The sequence below is a fragment of the Cupriavidus sp. C3SS-1 genome (genome assembly GCF_057073755.1).
In genome coordinates, this window is sequence record NZ_CP172699.1 from 1,599,520 (window position 1) to 1,619,580 (window position 20,061).

Consider the following 20,061-nt stretch of genomic DNA (forward strand, 5'->3'; position numbering starts at 1 on the left):
CCTTATGGCTCCTGCAATGTCACCCCCTGGCTGGCGAAGATGTGGGCCAGTTCCCCCTTTCGCCGCAGCGCCTGCAGTGCATTCTCCAGCGCTTCGGCCAGGGGCTTGTCGTCAGCCTTGATGGCCATGCCGATGGCCCATCCGCGTGGCGGCAACAGCGGTGAAGCGATGTCAGCCGCGGCAAAGCGCGAAGCGGACTGATTTGTGGCCTTCAGCGCGCTCTCGTATTGCGCGCGGGTCACCATGGCAGCGGCGATGTCGCCGGAAAACAGCGCGCGCAGGACTTCGTCGGCCTCGGAGTAGATCTTCACCCGGTCACGCAGGGCGCCGCCCGCGCCGGACAACAAGGCATTGGCACCGGCGGACCCCGCGGTGGCGCCGGTGGCCTGCCCGCCCAGGTCTTCCAGGCCGCGCAGGTCCGGCACGCGCTCGCGGTCGCGCACCAGCACGATGGTTTCGCGGTAGTACGGCGCGAAGATCAGCGCCTTGTCGTTGGCACGCATGAAGGCGCGGTCGACCGGCACGTGCAGCATCACGTCCGCCGGGCCATAGCCGAGATAATGGCCACGCCAGACCATCGAGCGCAGGTCGTCGGCCATGTCTTCGTCGGCATCGAACGGCAAAAGCGATAGTTGCATGCCCAACTCGCCAGCCAGGGCTTTGGCCAGCGCCACGTCGATGCCGTCATACTGGTTGCCCGCGGCCGCCGAGAACGGCGGCAAGCCTTTGTAGACCGCTACCTTCAGCGTGCCGCTCTGGCGGATGCGGGCCAGGTCTGCCATTGCCGGCCGGGTACAAAGCAGCGCGCCAGCCGCCAGCAAGGCGCCGCAAAACCCGCGCCGGGTACCGGCCGGCGCGGCCGGATCCGGACAAAGCCGCGGTGACATGGGCAGTGACATCGGGTTTCTCCTCAATGTGGAAACGACGCTTCTGAAACAGGGGTTCGCTGACGGACTGCGCCGCCTCACTCGCGCCGCGACTCCAGATAGGTCTTGATCGCCCACACGGCTTCCTGGCTCAGCACGCCGTCAAAAGGCGGCATGTAGACACGGCCATCCCGGGTGCGGCCCTTGCGCACGGTGGTGGTGAAGTACTGCGAGATCTCGCCGATGCAGGCCTGCTTCTTCTTGGCATCGGCCAGCGACATGCAATCGCCATCGAGCTTGCGCAGGTCGGGAGCGATGCCGCCGGACACCGCCTCCAGTCCGTGGCAGCGCGCGCAGTTCTGGTTATAGGCCGAGCTGCCGATGCGCTGGGCCTCCTGCTGTTCGGCGCCGGCGCGATAGGGGTTATCCGGACGCCATTCGCCGCCAAGCTGTGGCAAGGTCCTGGTGTCGACCGCTTGCGGCGTGACATCGCCGTGGGCCCATGCGGTTATGGCGGGGGCGGTGCCCAGCAAGGCGCACAGCGAGAACAAGGCAAGCAGGCGGCGCTGCGATTTCATGGATGTCTCCTACAGTGGTGGATGAGGTTTTGTTTGCCACCGCTTCTGCAAGAGCCATACCAGCCCCGCAGCAGGCTTTCGGACACCGGCTCCCGGCGCGTGCAGCGCACCATCGCCACGGAGGTGTCCTGGAATGCCACATACTGGCAAGCGTTTTGCTACATGACGCAACACTGTCGACCGCACCCCAGCCCCGGCGATGAAGGCGACGACAGCGACCCGCGCAAAAATAATCGCGGGCGACTATTCCACAGGAGATCCAGACATGACCACCCCAGCGGAGCCCGGCTACCCTGCCGCGTCCGGCAATGCGGGCGATCTGGCCGGCCAGCCCGAGCGCGCCGAGCAGATTGCCCTGGCCCACCAGCGTTCCACGTCTTATGGCCTGCGCCCCTATGAGTCGCCGGACTTCTGCCCCGTGCTGCAAAGCGAGTTGAAAACCCGGATCGAACGCAGCCAGTCCCTGTTCACCTACGCGCTGCCGGTGATGGAAACGCTCTACGACCAGATCGTGAACACGCAGAGCATGGTGATCCTGACCGATGCCGATGGCCTGATCCTGCACTCGCTGGGCGACGACGATTTCCTGGCCCGGGCCGACAAGGTCGCGCTGCGCGCGGGCGCGGACTGGTCGGAGGAGAGCCGCGGCACCAATGCCATCGGCACCGCGCTGGCCGAAAACCGCGCCACGCTGGTCCACGGCGCCGACCATTTCCTGGAAGCCAATCAGTTCCTGACCTGCTCCTGCATGACCATCCTCGACCCCTACGGCAAGACCGTGGGCGCGCTCGACGTGACCGGCGACCAGCGTGGCTTCCACAAGCACACCATGGCGCTGGTGCGGATGTCGGCGCAGATGATCGAGAACCAGCTGTTCGGCAACGCGTTCCGCGACATGGTGTGCATCCGCTTCCATTCGCGCGCGGAGTTCCTGGGCACGCTGGTGGAAGGCATCGTCTCGTTCACGCCCGGCGGGCGCTTCCTGTCCTCGAACCGCAGCGGACAGTTCCAGCTGGGCCTGTCCATTGCGGCGCTTCAGGCGCACACCTTTTCTTCGCTGTTCGGGATGCCGATGTCCCTGCTCTTCGATGCGGTGCGCGGCGCGCCGGCCGGCATCGTGCAGTTGCAACTGCCGAGCGGCGTCAAGGTCAGCGCGCGCGTGGAATGGAAATCGAGCCCCGCTTCGATGCCCGGCACGGCCGCAGTGGCCGCTGGCACCATGGATGCCGTCACGGCGCCGCGCCGCCTCTATGCCGCCCCGCCCCGGCCGGAAGGACTGGCTGACCTGGACACCGGCGACGCGCAGATCCGGACCGTGATCGGCAAGCTGCGCAAGGTCATCGGCAAGGACATACCGGTGATGGTGCTGGGTGAAACCGGCACCGGCAAGGAGCTGATGGCGCGCGCGATCCACGCGGACAGCCCGCGGCACGCAGGGCCGTTCATCGCGGTGAACTGTGCGTCGATTCCGGAGAACCTGATCGAATCCGAACTGTTTGGCTACGAGGAAGGCGCCTTTACCGGCGCCCGCAAGAAGGGCGGCATCGGCAAGATGCTCCTGGCCAACGGCGGCACGCTGTTCCTCGATGAGATCGGCGACATGCCGCTGCACTTGCAGGGGCGGTTGCTGCGCGCGCTGCAGGAGCGCGCCGTCCAGCCGCTGGGCAGCAGCAAGGTGATCCAGGTCGATGTGCTGGTGGTGTGCGCCACCAACCGCAACCTGCGCGAGATGGTCGCCGCGGGCCAGTTCCGCGAAGACCTGTACTACCGCCTGAACGGGCTCGTGGTGCGCCTGCCCGCCCTGCGCGAGCGCAGCGACCTCGACGTGGTGGCGGGCAAGCTGCTGCGCCAGGACCAGGGCCAGGCCGGCGGGGAACCGCCTCGCATTCGGGATTCCGTGATGGAACTGTTCCGCCGCTATCACTGGCCGGGCAATATGCGCCAGCTCGGCAACCTGCTGCGCACGGCACGCCTGATGGCCGAAGGCGAAGCCGAAATCACCGAGGACCACCTGCCCGACGACTTCCTGGACGACCTGCGCGAGCGGCAGGAGCAGGCGTTGTCGGACGGGCACGTAGGGCGCGGCTTATCGGTTTCCGTGGCGCGCCCGGCCGGCCAGCCGGGCACACCCCCGACCCGGCTGGCCGACGTCGAGGCACAGGTCATCGTGGCTACCGTCAAGGCGCACCACGGCAATATCTCGGCCGCGGCCAAGGCGCTGGGCATCTCGCGCAACACGGTCTACCGGAAGATGGACGAGGCGCGCGGCCTGCCGCAAGCTCCGGACTGATCTTTCCGGTCTCGGCGTGCTGTCACCCTCGCTGCCAGCGCGCCGCGGCGATCGACGCGGCCAGCGCCCTGCCCAGCGCGCCCGTGGCGAGGTGCCCGCCGTCGACCCACTGCAGTTGCGCGCCAGGCATGGCGGCCTGCAGGCGCCGGGCATTGGCGGGACGGCAGACCGCGTCCGCCCGGCCGTGCAGCAATGTCACTGGCAGGCCATGCGCGGCAATTGTCTGCGCCGCCCGAAGCAGGCCCGGCTTGCCCAGACCGGCGCGATTGCGCAGGTAGTGTGACTGGATACGGTACTTGGCGACCATTGCTTCCCGCGTGCGCAGTGACGGGCGGCGCAAGGCTTGCCGCGCGGGCAGCCCCAGCAAAGCCAGTTCACTGTCGCGCCACGCCGCGGCGGTGTCCCATTTCTGGACAGGTGTTCCACTTTGCAACAGTCGTGACACAGTGAGCAGGTCCGCACGGGCATCCGGCAGGCGCTCGCCGCAGGGCTTGACGCGTTGCAGCATGCGACGGCCTCCGCGGCGCGGCGCGAACAGGCTGGCGACATCGTCGCGCCCGGTCAGGAACGTTCCCCGCAATACCAGCGCCGCCACCGCGTCCGGGTAATTCGCCGCATAGGCCAGCCCCAGCGCCGCGCCCCAGGAGCCACCGGCCACGCCCCAACGCCTGATGCCCAGCGCCTGGCGCAGCTGCTCGATGTCGGCAAGCAGCGCGCTCACGCAATTGCGACGCAGGGAACCGGTCGGCCGCGACTTGCCCGCACCGCGCTGGTCCGGCATCACGACACGGTGCCGTTGCGGATCGAACCACGCTGCCATCGCCGCCGAGCAACCGCTGCCGGGACCGCCGTGCAGGACCAGCCATGGCTCGCCATGCGGTGGCCCGGCCAGCCGCACATGCAGGCGCTGCGCATCGGGCGTGCGCAGGTAGAAGCAATCGGATGCGAGCGGCAAGTCGGGCATGGATGTTGCCTTGAAGGGAGGCGGCAGCCAGCCTGCCGCGCCAAGTCGAACTATCACTAAACATGCCAACCAAGGAGAGAGACATGAACTGGACCACGCCTGCCTATACCGAGCTGCGGCTGGGCTTCGAAATCACGATGTATATCGCCAACCGCTGAAGCCCGCTGCGCGCGGCGACATGTCAGCGTCCCGGCATGACCGCCGCGATCGCAGGCGCACGGTACGCAGGCGCGACGCACGCACCGTGAAGCCGGGCCGGCATCGGCTCCGGCTTCGCGGCCCGCGCGCCTGCCCCTTGCGACCATGATCCACCCCAACTCGCTCGCGCCATGACAACCATCCGGGTACTCGGGTCGGCCGCCGGCGGCGGCTTTCCGCAGTGGAACTGCAATTGCCACAACTGCGACGGCGTGCGCCGGGGCACCGTGCGGGCCACGCCGCGCACGCAATCATCGATCGCGCTGTCCGGCAACGGACCGGATTCGATCCTGGTCAACGCTTCTCCCGACATCCTGCAGCAGCTGCGCCAGACGCCCGCGCTGCAACCGGCACGCGCCCCGCGCGATACCGCGATCGCCGCGGTACTGCTGATGGATGCGCAGATCGATCACGTCACCGGCCTGCTGATGCTGCGCGAAAACCGCCAGCCCTTGCCGCTCTATGCCACCGCCGCGGTGCTGGACGACCTGGGCAGCGCGTTCCCGCTGACCCGCATGCTGTCGCACTACTGCGGCTTGCAGACGCATACGCTGCCCTGCGACGGCACGCCGTTTTCGGTAGCACAGCTGGAGGACGTCGTGCTGACCGCCGTGCCGCTCCAAAGCAAGGCACCGCCCTACTCGCCCGGCCGCCACGCGCCGCGCACCGGCGACAACATCGGCCTGCGCATCGAAGACCGGCGCAGCGGCCGCCGGGCGTTCTACGCGCCAGGCCTGGGCAGCGTCGACGACCACGTCTTCGCCGAACTGCACAGCGCGGACATCGTGCTGGTGGACGGCACCTTCTGGCGCGAGGACGAGATGCAGGCGCTCGGCTTCTCCGCCAAGGCCGCCGCCGACATGGGCCACCTGCCCCTGTCGGGCCCCGGCGGCATGATCGAGATCCTCGACCGGCTGCCCGCGAGCCGCAAGATCCTCATCCACATCAACAATACCAATCCCGTGCTGGTGGACGACTCGCCGGAGCGCGCCGTGCTGGCGCGGCACGGCATCGAACTGGCCTGCGACGGCATGGAAATCGCGCTATGACATCTGCCACTGCATGGAACCCCGCGGAATTCGAAGCGCGGCTGCGCGCCAGGGAAAGCGGGTACCACATTCACCATCCGTTCAACCAGCGCATGGCGGCCGGCCAGTGCTCGCCTGAACAGATCCGCGCCTGGGTCGCGAACCGCTTCTACTACCAGGCCAACATCCCGCTCAAGGATGCCGCCATCCTGGCCAACTGCCCCGAGCGCGACACGCGCCGCGAATGGGTGGTACGCATCCTCGACCACGACGGCACCGACACCCGGCCCGGCGGCATCGAGGCCTGGCTGCGGCTGGGCCAGGCCGCGGGACTGGAGCGCGAGGCCTTGCTCGACCAACGGCACGTGCTGCCGGGCGTGCGCTTCGCCGTCGATGCCTATGTCAACTTCGCGCGGCGCGCGCCGTGGCAGGAGGCCGTGTGCTCGTCGCTCACCGAGATGTTCGCGCCCGGAATCCACAAGGAGCGGCTGGCCGGCTGGCCCACGCACTACCCGTGGATCGAGGCCGCCGGGCTGGACTACTTCCGCTCGCGCATCCCGCTCGCACAGCGCGATGTCGATCACGGCCTGCGCGTGACGCTGGGCTACTTCCGCACCCCGGAACAACAGCAACGCGCGCTCGATATCCTGCAGTTCAAGCTCGACATCCTCTGGTCGATGCTCGACGCGATCCAGCTCGCCAATCCATGACCGCCAATCCGCCAGAACTCGCCCGCCCCGTCCTGCACCGGACCTTCCGCCTGCAGTGGGAAGAGGCCCAGCAAAGCTGGGTACTGCTGTATCCGGAAGGCATGGTCACCCTCAACGACAGCGCCGCCGCCATCCTGCAGCGCTGCGACGGCGGCCATACGCTGGACATGCTGATCGACGACCTGCAGGCCGCTTTCGGCGTGCAGGGCATCGCCCCGGAGGTACATGCCTTTGTCAAACATGCAACCGAACGCGGCTGGCTGGTCTGAGCCGTCGGCCGCCACGCAGCCCGGGCCGCCGCTGTGGCTGCTGGCCGAACTGACCTACCGCTGCCCGCTGCACTGCGCGTTCTGCTCCAACCCGGTCGACTATGCCAGGCACACGGCGGAACTCGATACCGCGCAATGGTGCGAGGTCTTCACCCAGGCCCGCGCGCTCGGCGCGGTGCAGCTCGGCCTGTCCGGCGGCGAGCCGCTGCTGCGCAAGGACCTGGAACAACTGGTGCGGCACGCGCACGGGCTGGGCTTCTATACCAACCTCATAACGTCCGGCGTGGGCCTGACCGAAGACCGGCTCGCCGCGTTGCGGGAAGCGGGCCTGGACCATATCCAGCTGTCCTTCCAGGACTCCACCCGCGAGCTCAACGACTTCCTGTCCAGCACCCGCACCTTTGACCTGAAGCAGCGCGTGGCAAGGCTGATCAAGGCGCATGGCTACCCGATGGTGATGAACTGCGTGCTGCATCGGCACAACCTGCCGCATGTCGGCACCATCATCGAAATGGCACTGCAGATGGGCGCCGAATACCTGGAACTGGCCAACACGCAGTATTACGGATGGGCCTGGCACAACCGCCTTGCATTGATGCCGACGCAGGAACAGTTGCTGGAAGCCGAGGCGGTCGTCAGGCAATATCGGGCGCGCGCCGGCAGGCAGTGCCAGATCCTGTTCGTGGTGCCCGACTACTTCGAAGGCAAGCCCAAGAAGTGCATGAATGGCTGGGGCACGACCTTCCTTGGCGTGGCGCCCGATGGGACCGCGCTGCCGTGCCATGCGGCACGGATGCTGCCCGGCCTGGCATTGCCGAATGTCACCGCGCATGGACTGCGGGAGATCTGGCGCGACAGCGAGGCGTTCCGCCGCTTTCGCGGCACCGGATGGATGCAGGAGCCCTGCCGCTCATGCGACCATCGCGAGAAAGACCATGGCGGCTGCCGCTGCCAGGCGCTCCTGCTGACCGGCGACCCCGCCGCGACGGATCCGGTGTGCGAGCGGTCCGGCGAGCATGGCAAGGTCCGGGAAATCGTGCTGCAGGGCCGGCTGGCCACACTGCAGCCGAACACCGACGTGCAAGCGATGGTGTTTCGCAGCGATGGCAACTCGCTGCGACTGGGCAGCGGCAACGAATGATGGGATGTCCCGCAGCGCGCGTGGCACTACGGACGTAGTGCCACGCACCCACTGCCCCTTACCTACCCGACGCTCAGCACCCACTCCGCCAGTTTCCGGGCATCCGCCTCGCTCAGGTTGCCGTGCGCCGGCATGGGAACCGGCCCCCACACACCCTTGCCACCTTCGCGGATCTTCTTGCCGAGCCGCTCGCCCGCCTCGCTGTCCCCCTTGTACTTGGCCGCCACCTCCGCAAAGCCGGGACCCACAAGCTTCGTTTGCATGCCATGGCAGGCGAAGCATCCGTTCTTGTCCGCCACGGGCTGCATAGCGGCCGCCGTGCCCGCCAGAACCACCCCAGGCAGCAGTAGCGAAGCCGCTACGCATACCATCCATTCCTTCTTCATACCGCTTCCCCGCTCTATCACGTTGCAAGTAAGAGGGCGTCGCCGCGGCGACGCCCTTGTCTGGCCATCAAGCGGCCCGGATTCAGCCCTTATGCAGCTTGAACACCCACACCGAACCGCCCTGCTCCAGGAAGTTCACGCGCTTGGCGACTTCCCCGCCCCACAGCGGTACGGCGCCGCCCCAGCCCGATACCACGGCCACATATTGCTCGCCGTTGTCTTCCCAGGTGACCGGCGGCGCCACCACGCCACTGCCGGTCTGGAACTTCCATAGCTCCTTGCCGGTCCTGGCGTCGGCGGCCTTCAGGAAGCCTTCCGGCGTCCCCCAGAACACCAGTCCACCGGCGGTGGTCATGACCCCGCCCCACAGCGGCGCGTTGTTCTTGACCTCCCAGACTATCTTGCCGGTCTTGGGGTTGATCGCGCGCAGCGCGCCGATGTAGTCCTCGTTCAGCGGATGGATGGTGAAGCCGGCGCCGAGGTAGGCGGCGCCCTTCTTGTAGCTGACGGGCTCGTTCCAGATATCCATGGCCCACTCGTTGGCCGGCACGTAGAACAGGCCCGTCTGCGGGCTGTATGCCATCGGCTGCTGGTTCTTGCCGCCCAGGAAGCCGGGCGCGGCGAGCACGGACTTGCCCTTCTTCGGGTCGGTGCCGCCGGCCGGGTCGCCGGGGCGGCCTTCGTCGATGTAGTTGGGCCGGCCGGTCTTCAGGTCTATGCCGGTGGCCCAGGTGATCTTCTTCACGAACGGGAACGCATTGACCAGCTTGCCGCTGGTCGCGTCGTTGACATAGAAGAAGCCGTTGCGGTCGGCCTTGCCGCCCATGCGCTTCCCGTCCAGGTCGAAGGTCACGAACTCGTTGACGCCGTCAAAGTCCCAGCCGTCGTTCGGGGTGTTCTGGTAGTGCCAGACGATCTTCCCTGTGGCCGGATCGATGGCGACGGTCGACGCCGAGTAAAGGTTGTCGCCCTTGCGGATATGGCTGTTCCACGGGCCGGGGTTGCCGGTGCCGAAATAGACCAGCCCCGTGGACGGATCATAGGTGCCGCCGAGCCAGGTGGCGGCGCCGCCGGTCTTCCAGGTCTCGCCGGGCCAGCTGGCGTTCTGGGTGCCGGTCACGCCGTTCTCGGTCTTGTTGCCGTCCTTGTCGTACTTGTAGCCCATGTGGCCTTCGACCACCGGGCGCGACCATACCAGTTGCCCCGTCTTGGCATCGCGCGCCTCGACCCGGCCGACCACGCCGAACTCGCCCCCCGAAATGCCCGTGAGCACCATGCCTTTGACGACCAGGGGCGCTGCCGTGTACGAATAACCCTCGGCATAGTCCGCCAGCTTCTCCTTCCACACCACCTTGCCGGTCTTCTGGTCGAGCGCGACCAGTTGCGCATCGAGCGTGCCGAAGATGACCAGATTGTCGTAGAGCGCCGCGCCGCGGTTGACCACGTCGCAGCACGGCATGATGCCCTCCGGCAGCCGATGCTCGTACTTCCACAGCTTGCTGCCGGTCTTCAGATCCAGCGCGTAGATGCGCGAGTACGACGCCGTGACAAACATCTTGCCGTCGTGGATCAGCGGCTGCGCTTCCTGCCCGCGTTGCTTCTCGCCACCGAACGAGAACGACCACGCCGGCACCAGGTCGCCGACATTCCTGGTGTTGATGCGGGTCAGCCCGGAATAGCGCTGGCCTTGCGGTCCCATGCCCCATGACAACACGTCGCCGGGGCTCTTCGCATCGTTCTCGATCATGGCATCGGTCACCGCCGCCTGCGCGGCCAGCGTGGCCACGGCCGCCGCCACTGCCATCACTACTCGTAACGTCCTCATTGTCTTCTCCTCGTTATTTTCCGTTTCCACCGGTGCGCCACTGCGCCGCAACCAGTGGCCCACTTGGCAATTCCCATGCCAATCGGTTTTCGGCGCCAACCTGCCGCTTTCCGCCGCATGGTGGCGTGGGGGCTGTGTCAGCACGCAACATGGCGTTGCACCTGCTCCGGAACTGAACAACCGGCATTGGCCGCGATCAGCCGAAGCCGTGCGCCACCGCATAGCGATGCATCTCGACGCGGTTGGCCAGCCCCATCTTCTTGCGGATCAGCGTCTGGTAGTTGGCCACGGTCTTGGTGCTGAGGCAGAAATGCGCGGCGACGTCCTCGATTGCGGTGCCGCGCGCGAACTGGCGAAACAGGTCGAACTCTCGCGGCGACAGTGCGAAATGCGGCGGCTGCGCACCCATGTCGGCCAAACCGGCAATGTCATCGGACAGCACTTGCTGCCCCGCCGCGATCTTGCGTACCGCGTCCACCAGTGCGTCGGGGGCGCTGCTCTTGGTCAGGTAGCCCGCCGCGCCGGCGCGCATCGCCTGCATCACGACGGCAGCGCTGTCGTGCATGCTGAACACCAGCGTGCGCAGCGACGGCACACGCACGCCCAGCCGCTGCAGTATCTCCAGGCCGCCGCGTCCCGGCATCGACAAGTCCAGGATCAGCACGTCAGCCCGTGTACGGACCAGCCAGTCGTAGGCGGCATCGCCATCGCCGAACTCCGCCACCACGCGCATGCCTGCGTCCAGTTCGAGCAGGCGCCGGTAGCCGGTGCGCACCACGGCGTGGTCGTCGGCAATCACCACATCGATCGTGTTCATGCTGGCTGGCTCCGTGCCTGCATCGGTGATGGCTCGGGCGCGGGCAGCGGAAAGCTCGCGCTCACCCGGCAACCGCGCCTATCCCCGGTGCGTTCGGCATCCCCGACCAGCAGCGTGGCGCAATGCGCCCAGGCGCGTTCCTGCATGCCCCGCAGGCCATGGCTGCGCTGCAGGGCTGCGTCGATGTTGCCGATGCCCGCGCCGTCGTCCTCCACACACCAGCAGACCTGGTCACCATTCCTTGCGATGCAGATCGACGCCCGGCTGGCGCCGGCGTGGCGCATGACATTGGTCAGCGCCTCCTGCGTCATCCGGTAGAGCGTCAAGGTCAGGTCCGGCCCCAGCACGGCGCCGCCAAGTTCGACGGCGCAATCGAGCCGCACCGACTGGCCCGGCTGTCCACGCCAGCCGCGCACCAGGTCCTGCAGCAGCCGGGCCACGCAGGCGACGTGTCCGTCGGGCTGCGCGCCATGCGGGCGCAGCCGATGCAGCAGGTGTCGCACTTCGTCCTGGATCCGGGCGCAATGGCCGGCCAGGTCGTTGGCCACGATCTGCAGCATTGGCGCGTGCGCGCTCTTGCGCACCAGGTAGGTGGCATCGGCGCGCATGGCGGTCAGCACCTGGCCGAACTCGTCGTGCAATTCACGCGCCAGCCGCGCACGCTCGCATTCCTGCGCGTCCAGCAGCTTGCGGCTCAGGGCGCGCCGCTCGGCCTGGTGATGCGCCAGCGCGCCGGCCAGGTGGTTCAGCGCGCGGCGCACCTGATCCAGTTCGCGGATGCGCATGGCGGGCAGGCGCAGGCTGTAGTCCTTGCGCTCGTAGTGGCCAATGGCGTCGAGAATCTGCTGCAAGGGCGCAAGCGCCCGGCGCAGCAGCCATGACAGGCAGCCCAGCAACAGCACGCTGTACGCGCTCAGCAGCGCCAGGTTGCCGATGACGTCGCGGCGTGCCTCGCGCACTTCACTGTCCGGGTTCCAGCGCAGCGCGGCATGGTAGACCGTGCCATCGCGCGCGCGGATGTCCCATTGGCTTTCCGCGTGGGCCAGCTCCGCTTTCGGCGCCGTTTCCACCAGCGCGTGGCCGGCGGCGTCCTCGACGTGCAGGCGCAGGTGGCGCATGCGCGCCGATTGATTGATGGCGCGCAGCGCGGCGAGATGGGCCGCACGCTCCGCCGGCCCGGCGGACTGCAGCGCCGACAGCCGCGCGATCACTTGCGCCGTGGCGGCGGCACCGCTGCGCTCTTCGCCAATGGCCTGCTGCGCCAGCCACAGCGTCACCAGCAAGGCGCAACCGAGGCAGGCGCAGGACAGCCAGAGCGCACGGCTGGCCAGGAAACGCAACATCGTCATGGCAGTGCTCCTCCGGAGGAAGGTGGAGTCCGCGCGGGGTCGGGAGTTTTTCCCGTTGCGCGCGGTACGGAACCTGCTCCCCATCCCCTCAGTTTGTTCAGGTCCAGTCGCTGCCCAACGCAGGCAGCGCGTCCCGATTCCGGAGGAGATGCAAGATGCCAGCCAACCCGTTCCCTGCACCGCCATTGCAGGCCATCCCGCAGGCCATTGAACGCGCCCAGGCGCGGCGCGGCAAGCGCTGCTGCCGCACGGCCACGGCGATCGCCCTGGCCGTGGCCGCGCTGGCGCAGCGCCCCGCTGTTGCGCAATGGGACACTTCTGCTCCAAAGCAGGACAGTGCCGTGTTGCCGGAGGTGATGGTGGTGGCGGCCGCGCCGCTGCCCGGCATCGGCGTGGACAGCAACCTGGTGCCCTACACGGTGCAGACCGTGCGCGGCGATGACCTGAACGGCAGGCGCGCCGGCAACCTGGCCGACTACCTGGGCCGCAACCTGGCTGGCGTCAACGTCAACGATATCCAGGGCAGCCCGTTCCAGAGCGACATCACCTACCGCGGCTACCGCGCTTCATCGATCGCGGGCGTGCCGCAAGGCCTGTCGGTCTATCTCGATGGCATCCGCGTCAACGAGCCCTTCGGCGATGTAATCAGCTGGGACATGATCCCCGAGGCCGCGCTGCAAAGCGTGTCGCTGGTCTCCAGCGCCAACCCGGCCTATGGCCTGAACAGCCTGGGTGGCGCGCTGGCCATGACGACCCGCTCCGGCCTGGATTCGCCCGGCTTCACTGCCGACCTGTCCTATGGCAGCGGCAACCGCAAGCGCGCCGACCTGTCGGGTGGCGTGCGCAGCGCAGGCGGCTGGCACGCCTTTGCCGCCGGCACGCTGTTCCAGGAGCACGGCTGGCGCGACGACTCGTCGGGGCAGCTTGGGAACATCTTTGCCAAGGGGGGCTATGCGGGCGATACCGACAGCCTGGATGTGTCGCTGCTGCACGGCCGCAGCACGCTGACCGGCAACGGGCTGGTACCGGCCTACCATGCGAGCGGCCATGCCACCGAGCCGGACATCTACCAGCTGAATCGCCGCGCGGTGTACACCTATCCGGACCAGACCCGCAACCAGGTTACGCAGGTCGCCGTCAACGCCCGCCACTGGTTCGACGACAAGACCAGCGCCGCCGCGCTGGCCTATGTGCGCAACAGCCGGCGCGACACCACCAGCGGCGACGTCAACCCTGACTACGAGACCTATGCCGAAGCCTGCGAGGACGGCTTCAACGCCGACGGCAGCGCGCGGGGCGACAGTTGCGGCGTGACCCGAGCCGAAGGGGCGGCACTGCATCCCGCCGTGGTCAACACCAGCCATATGCGGCAGCAGACCGTGGGCGTGGCGCTCAGCCTGGCCAGGGAGACGGAGCGCCATGTGCTCAACGCCGGCATCAGCCTGGACCGAAGCCGGCTGACCTATTCGCAGTACGCCCAGCTTGGCACCTTCACCAACGACCGCGGCGCGGTGGCCGACCCCGATGCGCCCAACAACCTGGTCTCGGGCGTCGGCGGCAACGCGCGCACGTTCGGCATGTACCTGTCGGACACCTGGACCCTGACGCCAGGCACGTTCCTGACGGCGTCGGCACGATGGAATCTCGCCACGGTGAGCAATACCCTGCAAAACAGCGATGGCAGCGAGCAGGCGCGCGAGAGTTTTACTTACCGCCGCCTCAATCCGGCGCTGGGCCTGGTGCAGAAGCTCGGTGGCGGCGTCTCGGTGTTTGGCGGCTACGCGCAGAACAACCGCGTGCCCACGGTACTCGAACTGGGCTGCGCCGATCCGGCGCAACCGTGCCGCCTGCCCGCCGGGCTGCAGGCCGACCCGTACCTGAAGCAGGTGGTCTCGCACGCGTATGAAGCCGGCGTGCGCTGGCGCCCCGGCAAGGACACGGACGTCACCGCGACGCTCTACCGCATCGACAACCACGACGACATCCTGTTCCTGCGCGCGCCCAACACCCAGATGGGGTACTTCGCCAACTTCGACCGCACCCGCAACCAGGGCCTCGACCTGACGGCCCGCCAGCGCGTGGGCGATGTCACGCTGCGCTTTGCCTACAGCTACCTGCAGGCGACCTATCAGTCGACCGGGCAGTTGGCGGTCGGCGAGCGCACCATCGACGTCCATCCCGGCATGCGCATAGCTGGACTGCCACGCCACACATTCAAGTTCGGTGCAGACTGGCAAGCGCTGGCGGGACTGACGCTGGGCGCCGATCTCGTCGCCGTATCCGACAGCGCTTCCAGCGGCAACGAAGACGGGCTGCGCAGCGACCCGCAGCCGGGCCAGCCGCCCAAGGCGGCCAACTGGCACGTACCCGGCTACGCCACGGTTAACCTGCGCGCGACATACGAGGTCAACAAGCACGTCGAGTTCTATGCCCGCGTGGCCAACTTGTTCGATCGGCGCTACGAGACCTACGGCCAGATCGCCAACAACCTGTTTCCCGGCGGCACGCTGGTGCAGCCGCATGTCGCGCCGGGAGACAGTGCGACGGCGCTGTTCGTGGCGCCAGGGGCGCCGCGGAGCATCTGGCTGGGTATGGTGTACCGCATGTAGCGGGGGCAGGCTTAGCAGCAAGTCAGCTTTGTTCAAGCGTGAGCAAGAATGAGTCAGTCTGACCGAACGGTTGCTGAACTAGACTGAAAGCATCAGCAAGGGGATGTCCGATGCAGTCGATTGCAGGCGGTAACAGCGCCCCGCATAAACGAAGGGCTCACAACATGACGACGCGGTTCAAGGTCGGCGACCATGTCAGCTGGGATTCCGAGGCGGGCCAGGTGTCGGGGACCATCATCGCCGTCCATACGCGGGATTTCGACTATAAGGGACATGTCCATCGTGCTTCAGAAGACGAACCGCAGTACGAAATCAAGAGCGACAAGACGGACCATATCGCTGCCCACCGGGGCGCAGTGCTGGCACTGACACCCCACAAGGGCAGCAGGTGATGTCCCGCTCCCCGCCGCCTATCTGGAACGATCGCGCCTGCCCGGCAGCATGCGCCGCAGGCAGGCTTGGGCGTCGAGGCACTCGTGCCTGATCACGCCGGCAACGTGCAGGACAAGCAGCCCAAGCAGAAGATACGACATCGTGGTATGCACCGAGTAGAACAGTTGCCGCAAGCTCGCATCGAGCCAGCCCCAGCGCGGCAGCGGCAAGCCCCAGAATCGCGTGCCGTACTGGTTGAACGAGGATCCCAGATAGCCCGATAGCGGCATGACGGCCATGCACAGGTAGAGCGCGCGGTGCGTGATGCGCGACACCTCCGCTTCCCAGCAGCGCAGCCCTGGCATGGGGGGCGGCTCGGGCCGTCGGATCCGCTCGGCAACCCGCCACGCGATCACGAGCGCGACTGTGAGCCCCAATGACTTATGCAGATTGACCCATTCGGCTTTTCCGGGCGCCCCCCGCGGCAGAGTGGTCATGTAATAGCCCAGCGGGAACAAGGCAAATAGCAACAAGGCGCTGACCCAATGCAGCGCGATCTGAATCCCCGCATACGCACGCAACGCAGTGGAAGATCCCTTCCCGCGCGTTTGTGCCACTGCGCTAGCGTGGCGCATCGAGGCTCCCCACCATGACCGGGTAAGTGACCACGCCCCACGGCATTTTGTAGCCCTGCAACGTATCGACGACCTCATAGCGCTGCGCGTCGATCACCTGCAGGCTGTTCGAGCGCCCGCAGGCCAGCAGCACCTTTTGCGCATCCGGGGTGAAGCTGAAATGCCAGCAGCGCTTGCCGACCGGCACCGACACCACGGGGGCCAGGCTCTTTGCGTCAAAGACCTGCAGGCGATCCGCGCGGCTGGCAGCAACCCAGAGATACCGGCCATCGCGGTCAAACGCGACACCATAGGGACCGCGTTCGGTCGGCACGGTCCTGATCGGCTTGAGGCCGGCGTCCAGCAGCAACAGGTTGTCCGAGTTTTCCATCGTGACCACATAGGTCTTTCCATCTGGCGCCACTTTGACCCCTCGCGGCCGGCTGCCATATGGCGATACATCGATCGACCTGGTTTTTTGCAGCGTCGCGAGGTCGTAAGCGACCAGCGTATCGTCGCCTTCGTTGGCTACCACCAGCAATTTCCCGTCCGCCGAGAACTCGATGCCCTCGGTTTCACGCGCCGCCTGGATACGGCCGACCACGCGCCATTGGCCGAGGTCGACCACGGCCACTTCGGCCGGGGTCTCGTCGCCCTCCTTCCCGTCTTTGCGTTCCCTGCCCTGCGGTCCGCCGCGCGAGGAGGGCTCATAGGTCACGAACGCACGGCGACCGTCGGGCGAGATCCGCATGAATTCGACGTTCTTGCCGATCGCAATGCGCCTGACTTCCTCGCGCGTGCCGGTGTCGACCACCGACACGTCCGAACTCCCCTGGTTGGCAGTGAGCAGCCAGCGGCCATCCGGCGACACCGCCAGGCCGCGCGGGTCGCGTCCTACCGCGATGTCGGCGATCGGCCTGAAGGTGCGCGTGTCCAGCACGGTGACGCCGCCTCCTTGATTGGTGACATAAGCGACCCCGCCCACGGCGGCATGCGCCGGCAATGCCGGTACCAGGCTGCACGCCGCCAGGCCGATGCAACGGATCAGTGGATTCACAGTCTCGCTCTCCTTGTGTTGTGGGCCGCTTCAATGGCGCTTGCGCACAGCAAGATGCAGGCCATCCGTGAAGCAGGCGCAGAACGGGAGGAAGCCTGCCCGGCCCTCGCCGCAAGCTGTCTCAGGACGGAACAGTTGTTGTGCGGTTGCTCTGCCATGTCACACCGGACGCTGGCCCCATGCCATGGGAACGAGCGCCCCGTCGTCGGGTCGTCCCTGGTACGCACCTTGCAGAGGCGCGGCCGGTGCCAGGCCCCATTCGAATCGAACTTCTGGCACTGACTTGGCAATGGAGACCTCACCGGTCCCAATAAAAAAAGGAGACTTCATGCAGCGCAATGACATGCTGGGAACCCTCGGCGCAATTGCCATGGCCTGTGCCGCGAGCACGGCCATGGCGCAATCGACGGTGACGCTTTATGGCACCGTCGACTCCGGAGTTCAGTACCGCAACAAGAGCGCGAACAACACAGGCAGCCTCACGGAGTTGAGGTCGGGCGGCATCAGCCCCAGCATCTGGGGCATGAAGGGCGTGGAGGACCTTGGCAGCGGGCTGAAGGCTGCCTTCAACCTCCAGGGGCATTTCAGCAGCGATACCGGCGAGCTGACGAGCGGACCTGGCTTTGGCGCGGAGCTTTTCCGCCGCGAGGCAAACGTCGGCCTCATCAGCAACTGGGGGACCATCACGCTGGGACGCCAGTACAGCCCGGCGCTGACCGGTGTCATCGGCACGGAAGCGCGCGGCTTCAAGGAGCAGTTCTCCAACCTGTACGCCTGGGCCTACAACCAGCTCTCGGCTCCCGGCAACGCGTTGAATGCGGGTGCCAACAGCGGCAACGACATCGGCGTGTTCATCGGCAACGCCGTGCAGTACTCGAACAGCTTCGGTCCGGTCTGGGTGGCCGGTGCCTACTCGTTCGGCGAGATGCCCGGCAGCATGAACAAGGGCAATGAAGTCTCGCTCGGTGCGACTTACAGTGGCCCGGCAACCGTCGCCCTCGGCTATCAGGCGATGAAGGACAGCACCAGCGGATCGACCGTCAGCCGGCTCTGGAGCGCCGGCATCGCGGTGCCATTCGGCGGCGCCTTCCACGGCAGGCTGAACTACATGGATATCGCCAGCAATGCCACGAGCGGGGCGCGCATCTCCACGGTCCAGTCGGCCGGCGCCGGGATCGACTACAGCTGGAACGGCAACAACACGACCACCCTCGCCGGCTACTACAGCCACTACAAGAGCGATGCACACAACAGCTCGACCCGGTCAGTGGTACTGAGCAACGACTATTCGTTCTCCAAGCGCACCACGCAGTACACGCAACTGGCGTATGTCGACGCGGGCTCGGTGGGTAGCGCCGATTCGCTCGAGGGCCTGAAGACCACCATCGTTGCCGGAGGTACCGCACCCGGCGCAAAGACGCTGCTGGTGGGTGCCGGAATGAAGCATTCGTTCTGACCGGCACGGACACGGCCCGCGTCCGCCCGGCGCGGGTTGGCCGCGTGTAGGACATCCTCGGATATCCCACCCCGGCCATACGACGCGAGACTGATGTCATGGCAGCTCATAGCGAGAGCATCATGAAAGACATCACTGTCATCACCAGCGCCGGGCCTCTCATTTCGCTGATCGCCGGCATCCTGATCCTGATCATGCCGCGACTGCTCAACTACATCGTCGCCATCTACCTGATCGTCATCGGACTGCTGGGACTGTTTGGCGGACACCTGCACTGAGCGCAAGCCGTGACCCGCCAGTGACGGTGGCAGCCCCGGACGGAGAATCCGTCAGCGGGAATGCACCTTGAACGTCTCGCCTCCCCTGCCCGCGCGGTCCACCGCAGCGATGCGATTCCGGCCATTGTCCTTGGCATGGTAGAGCTGCGCGTCGGTCAGATTGACGAATGTCGCCGTGTCTTCGCGGTCAGTCGGCACCACGGTGCCCACGCCAAAGCTTGCCGTCACGCACTGGTTGTACGGCGAGCGGACGTGGGCGATCGCCTGCCCGGCGATCAGCTCGCGGCAACGCTCCGCGGTAAGCACCGCGGCGTCGGCGCCGGTATCAGGCAGGACCAGCACGAATTCCTCGCCGCCGAAGCGCGCCACGAAGGCGTCCGGTCCGGCAGCCTGCTGCAGCAGGCCGGCGACGCGCTTCAGGCAGGCATCGCCCTGAAGATGGCCGTAGTAATCGTTGTACGACTTGAAAAAGTCAATATCGGCCAGGATCAGCGACAGCGGCTTGCCCGACGCCTGGCCTGCGGCCCATTCGCGCTCCAGCGTGCGGTCGAACATGCGTCGATTGGCAATGCCGGTCAGGCTGTCGCGAAATGAGAGGTCTTCCAGCTCTTTCTGCAGGCGCGCCAGTTCCTGCTCGGTGCGCTTGCGTTCGCTGATGTCGAACATGAAGCCGACCAGGGCATCGACCTCGCCGCGCTCGTTGCGCACCACGTGCACCACGTCGCGCAGCCAGACGTAGCCCCCGTCGCGCGTCAGCGCGCGGTAGTCGGCCTCGTGGTCGGTGCCGCTCTGCGACTGCGCCACGCAGAATTCGACCACGGCGGCGCGGTCGTCGGGGTGCATGCGCTCGGCCCAGTCGTTCACGGTCTGCCAGCTCGACGGTGCCCACCCGAGCAAGGCTTCGATCTGCGGGCCGATATAGGTGAACGTCATGGTGGCCCAGTCGATTCTCCACGGGATGGCCTTGGTCGATTCCAGCAGCGTCCGGTAGACGGCGCCGTCGCCATCTCCGAAAACGTGCTGGTTCCGTGCCAGGGTTTCCTCATGCCGCAGGAATGCTGCCTGAAGAAGGATGTGAGACGATTCCGGGCTGTTCATGTTGGCCACTCGCGGTTGCAGGTTGGGAGCACGACTGGCTAACGGCAGGGCGGGCGTAGTTCTTAAGTAAACTTGGCCCTCCCCTGCCCTCGACCCGGTGATCGCTGCCGCGAAGCCGGGAGCCCTTTTGCCCGCAACGCGGCATCGACGCGTCAG

Annotated in this window: 20 protein-coding genes; 10 read left to right on the forward strand and 10 right to left on the reverse strand. The window is 66.8% G+C overall.

The window, feature by feature from the left end:
- Window positions 1–2: 2 nt before the first annotated feature.
- The gene (locus ACIGJC_RS07380; protein WP_483711347.1) at window positions 3–899 is read right to left on the reverse strand and encodes a substrate-binding periplasmic protein; all 897 of its coding nucleotides are present in this window, start codon (window positions 897–899) and stop codon (window positions 3–5) included.
- 65 nt (window positions 900–964) lie between these two features.
- The gene (gene pedF, locus ACIGJC_RS07385) at window positions 965–1,444 is read right to left on the reverse strand and encodes a cytochrome c-550 PedF (RefSeq protein WP_483711348.1); all 480 of its coding nucleotides are present in this window, start codon (window positions 1,442–1,444) and stop codon (window positions 965–967) included.
- Window positions 1,445–1,709: 265 nt separating this feature from the next.
- Between pedF and ACIGJC_RS07390 the strand changes: the two genes are divergently transcribed.
- On the forward strand, window positions 1,710–3,734 hold the full coding sequence (locus tag ACIGJC_RS07390; protein ID WP_483711349.1) for a sigma-54-dependent Fis family transcriptional regulator: 2,025 nt from the start codon (window positions 1,710–1,712) through the stop codon (window positions 3,732–3,734).
- 22 nt (window positions 3,735–3,756) lie between these two features.
- Here the strand turns inward: ACIGJC_RS07390 and ACIGJC_RS07395 are convergent, their stop codons facing one another.
- Entirely contained in the window at window positions 3,757–4,698 is a 942-nt protein-coding gene (locus ACIGJC_RS07395; RefSeq protein ID WP_483711350.1) for an alpha/beta fold hydrolase, read from the reverse strand.
- A gap of 83 nt (window positions 4,699–4,781) precedes the next feature.
- On the opposite strand from ACIGJC_RS07395, the gene pqqA reads away from it, so the two are divergent.
- From pqqA to pqqE, 5 genes are all read left to right on the forward strand, one after another.
- Window positions 4,782–4,856 (forward strand): pyrroloquinoline quinone precursor peptide PqqA, encoded by a 75-nt coding sequence (gene pqqA / locus ACIGJC_RS07400; RefSeq protein ID WP_009277446.1) that lies wholly within the window; start codon window positions 4,782–4,784, stop codon window positions 4,854–4,856.
- Between the two features lie 171 nt (window positions 4,857–5,027).
- Entirely contained in the window at window positions 5,028–5,945 is a 918-nt protein-coding gene (gene pqqB / locus ACIGJC_RS07405) for a pyrroloquinoline quinone biosynthesis protein PqqB (RefSeq protein WP_483711351.1), read from the forward strand.
- On the forward strand, window positions 5,942–6,634 hold the full coding sequence (gene pqqC / locus ACIGJC_RS07410; protein ID WP_483711352.1) for a pyrroloquinoline-quinone synthase PqqC: 693 nt from the start codon (window positions 5,942–5,944) through the stop codon (window positions 6,632–6,634). The genes pqqB and pqqC overlap by 4 nt, the downstream gene beginning before the upstream one ends.
- On the forward strand, window positions 6,631–6,903 hold the full coding sequence (gene pqqD / locus ACIGJC_RS07415) for a pyrroloquinoline quinone biosynthesis peptide chaperone PqqD (protein WP_483711353.1): 273 nt from the start codon (window positions 6,631–6,633) through the stop codon (window positions 6,901–6,903). The genes pqqC and pqqD overlap by 4 nt, the downstream gene beginning before the upstream one ends.
- Window positions 6,875–8,044 (forward strand): pyrroloquinoline quinone biosynthesis protein PqqE, encoded by a 1,170-nt coding sequence (gene pqqE / locus ACIGJC_RS07420; protein WP_483711486.1) that lies wholly within the window; start codon window positions 6,875–6,877, stop codon window positions 8,042–8,044. Before pqqD ends, pqqE begins: the two co-directional genes overlap by 29 nt.
- Before the next feature lie 62 nt (window positions 8,045–8,106).
- Here the strand turns inward: pqqE and ACIGJC_RS07425 are convergent, their stop codons facing one another.
- The 4 genes from ACIGJC_RS07425 to ACIGJC_RS07440 all read right to left on the reverse strand — a co-directional run bounded on the left by ACIGJC_RS07425 (window position 8,107) and on the right by ACIGJC_RS07440 (window position 12,421).
- Window positions 8,107–8,430: a c-type cytochrome gene (locus tag ACIGJC_RS07425; protein ID WP_483711354.1), complete on the reverse strand. Its 324-nt coding sequence runs from the start codon at window positions 8,428–8,430 to the stop codon at window positions 8,107–8,109.
- An 82-nt stretch (window positions 8,431–8,512) separates the two neighbouring features.
- Window positions 8,513–10,255 (reverse strand): PQQ-dependent methanol/ethanol family dehydrogenase, encoded by a 1,743-nt coding sequence (locus ACIGJC_RS07430; protein WP_483711355.1) that lies wholly within the window; start codon window positions 10,253–10,255, stop codon window positions 8,513–8,515.
- Window positions 10,256–10,451: 196 nt separating this feature from the next.
- Window positions 10,452–11,072, reverse strand: a complete 621-nt coding sequence (locus ACIGJC_RS07435; RefSeq protein WP_483711356.1) for a response regulator — start codon at window positions 11,070–11,072, stop codon at window positions 10,452–10,454.
- Window positions 11,069–12,421, reverse strand: coding sequence for a histidine kinase (locus ACIGJC_RS07440; protein WP_483711357.1), 1,353 nt, complete (start codon window positions 12,419–12,421; stop codon window positions 11,069–11,071). The genes ACIGJC_RS07435 and ACIGJC_RS07440 overlap by 4 nt, the downstream gene beginning before the upstream one ends.
- A 155-nt stretch (window positions 12,422–12,576) precedes the next feature.
- On the opposite strand from ACIGJC_RS07440, the gene ACIGJC_RS07445 reads away from it, so the two are divergent.
- Window positions 12,577–15,030, forward strand: a complete 2,454-nt coding sequence (locus ACIGJC_RS07445) for a TonB-dependent receptor (protein WP_483711358.1) — start codon at window positions 12,577–12,579, stop codon at window positions 15,028–15,030.
- A 164-nt stretch (window positions 15,031–15,194) separates the two neighbouring features.
- Window positions 15,195–15,422 carry a hypervirulence associated TUDOR domain-containing protein gene (locus ACIGJC_RS07450; protein ID WP_483711487.1) on the forward strand — a complete coding sequence of 76 codons (228 nt, stop codon included), beginning with the start codon at window positions 15,195–15,197 and terminating at the stop codon, window positions 15,420–15,422.
- Window positions 15,423–15,440: 18 nt separating this feature from the next.
- On the opposite strand, the gene ACIGJC_RS07455 is transcribed toward ACIGJC_RS07450, so the two are convergent.
- Together ACIGJC_RS07455 and ACIGJC_RS07460 are read right to left on the reverse strand one after the other, a co-directional pair.
- Window positions 15,441–16,019, reverse strand: coding sequence for a cytochrome b (locus ACIGJC_RS07455; protein WP_483711359.1), 579 nt, complete (start codon window positions 16,017–16,019; stop codon window positions 15,441–15,443).
- A 4-nt stretch (window positions 16,020–16,023) separates the two neighbouring features.
- On the reverse strand, window positions 16,024–17,073 hold the full coding sequence (locus tag ACIGJC_RS07460) for a cytochrome D1 domain-containing protein (protein WP_483711360.1): 1,050 nt from the start codon (window positions 17,071–17,073) through the stop codon (window positions 16,024–16,026).
- Between the two features lie 328 nt (window positions 17,074–17,401).
- Between ACIGJC_RS07460 and ACIGJC_RS07465 the strand changes: the two genes are divergently transcribed.
- Window positions 17,402–18,529, forward strand: a complete 1,128-nt coding sequence (locus ACIGJC_RS07465) for a porin (protein WP_483711361.1) — start codon at window positions 17,402–17,404, stop codon at window positions 18,527–18,529.
- A gap of 131 nt (window positions 18,530–18,660) precedes the next feature.
- Window positions 18,661–18,807: a DUF3096 domain-containing protein gene (locus ACIGJC_RS07470; protein ID WP_483711488.1), complete on the forward strand. Its 147-nt coding sequence runs from the start codon at window positions 18,661–18,663 to the stop codon at window positions 18,805–18,807.
- A 51-nt stretch (window positions 18,808–18,858) separates the two neighbouring features.
- Here the strand turns inward: ACIGJC_RS07470 and ACIGJC_RS07475 are convergent, their stop codons facing one another.
- A complete protein-coding gene (locus ACIGJC_RS07475; RefSeq protein ID WP_483711362.1) occupies window positions 18,859–19,905 on the reverse strand; it encodes a GGDEF domain-containing protein in 1,047 nt (348 codons plus the stop codon).
- Window positions 19,906–20,061: the final 156 nt, after the last annotated feature.

Excerpts from the sequence above, each read along its gene's own strand:
- pedF (WP_483711348.1), bottom strand. The coding sequence starts at position 1,444 with ATGAAATCGCAGCGCCGCCTGCTTGCCTTGTTCTCGCTGTGCGCCTTG.
- ACIGJC_RS07450 (WP_483711487.1), top strand. The coding sequence starts at position 15,195 with ATGACGACGCGGTTCAAGGTCGGCGACCATGTCAGCTGGGATTCCGAG.
- pqqB (WP_483711351.1), top strand. The coding sequence starts at position 5,028 with ATGACAACCATCCGGGTACTCGGGTCGGCCGCCGGCGGCGGCTTTCCG.
- ACIGJC_RS07445 (WP_483711358.1), top strand. The coding sequence starts at position 12,577 with ATGCCAGCCAACCCGTTCCCTGCACCGCCATTGCAGGCCATCCCGCAG.
- ACIGJC_RS07430 (WP_483711355.1), bottom strand. The coding sequence starts at position 10,255 with ATGAGGACGTTACGAGTAGTGATGGCAGTGGCGGCGGCCGTGGCCACG.
- ACIGJC_RS07390 (WP_483711349.1), top strand. The coding sequence starts at position 1,710 with ATGACCACCCCAGCGGAGCCCGGCTACCCTGCCGCGTCCGGCAATGCG.
- pqqE (WP_483711486.1), top strand. The coding sequence starts at position 6,875 with ATGCAACCGAACGCGGCTGGCTGGTCTGAGCCGTCGGCCGCCACGCAG.
- pqqD (WP_483711353.1), top strand. The coding sequence starts at position 6,631 with ATGACCGCCAATCCGCCAGAACTCGCCCGCCCCGTCCTGCACCGGACC.
- ACIGJC_RS07380 (WP_483711347.1), bottom strand. The coding sequence starts at position 899 with ATGTCACTGCCCATGTCACCGCGGCTTTGTCCGGATCCGGCCGCGCCG.
- ACIGJC_RS07395 (WP_483711350.1), bottom strand. The coding sequence starts at position 4,698 with ATGCCCGACTTGCCGCTCGCATCCGATTGCTTCTACCTGCGCACGCCC.
- ACIGJC_RS07465 (WP_483711361.1), top strand. The coding sequence starts at position 17,402 with ATGCAGCGCAATGACATGCTGGGAACCCTCGGCGCAATTGCCATGGCC.
- ACIGJC_RS07440 (WP_483711357.1), bottom strand. The coding sequence starts at position 12,421 with ATGACGATGTTGCGTTTCCTGGCCAGCCGTGCGCTCTGGCTGTCCTGC.
- pqqC (WP_483711352.1), top strand. The coding sequence starts at position 5,942 with ATGACATCTGCCACTGCATGGAACCCCGCGGAATTCGAAGCGCGGCTG.
- ACIGJC_RS07425 (WP_483711354.1), bottom strand. The coding sequence starts at position 8,430 with ATGAAGAAGGAATGGATGGTATGCGTAGCGGCTTCGCTACTGCTGCCT.
- ACIGJC_RS07475 (WP_483711362.1), bottom strand. The coding sequence starts at position 19,905 with ATGAACAGCCCGGAATCGTCTCACATCCTTCTTCAGGCAGCATTCCTG.
- ACIGJC_RS07435 (WP_483711356.1), bottom strand. The coding sequence starts at position 11,072 with ATGAACACGATCGATGTGGTGATTGCCGACGACCACGCCGTGGTGCGC.